This window comes from Sutterella massiliensis (genome assembly GCF_016899755.1).
Taxonomy (GTDB): domain Bacteria; phylum Pseudomonadota; class Gammaproteobacteria; order Burkholderiales; family Burkholderiaceae_F; genus Sutterella; species Sutterella massiliensis.
This window is the reverse complement of record NZ_JACJJC010000258.1, coordinates 1-500: the sequence shown is the minus strand read 5'-3', so window position 1 is coordinate 500 and position 500 is coordinate 1. Positions and strand designations below refer to the sequence as shown.

The window sequence follows — 500 nt, the reverse complement described above, 5'->3', positions numbered from 1 at the left end:
ATATAGCGTGTGCAGGCAGCATCGCCGCGCCAAGAGCGGCAATCATCAGAAACGCCTTGAATTTCATCGAACCCCTCCTCTTCTCATTCCCTGATGAAGATAAGAACACTCTTACCAGCCAGAACTGCATCAACCGCTGCATCCGATAGTCTTAGTTCGGCGTAACGAGCGGGATGGACAACAAACTTCTCAAAGTGCATGGGCGTATCGTTGACGTAAAGACTCGTTGCGATGAGATTGACAGGTGCATCGCCGTCGTTCGTCAGGCCGATGCGGATCTGCGGATCGAGATCGTAGTGCCCAACCTTCTCGAGCTTACGGTACCCATCAAGAAAAGCAGGACCCGCTGCGACCATATAGCTGTCGTTGCGATCCGAAGCCAACCCGAAACAAATGTCATGACCGGAGCACGCGGTTTCCGATTTGCCGACAAGCACCGGGATGCTGAACGTGGCGCGGCTTTTCATGTTTACGTTCTTGCAGCTCTGATACGTCGCTTT

Annotated in this window: 1 protein-coding gene; it reads right to left on the bottom strand. The window is 53.0% G+C overall.

Going from position 1 to position 500, the window contains the following annotated elements:
• Nucleotides 1–83: 83 nt before the first annotated feature.
• A partial coding sequence (locus H6A60_RS12455) for a DUF7424 family protein (protein WP_205105114.1) occupies nt 84–500 on the bottom strand: 417 nt, incomplete at its 5' end.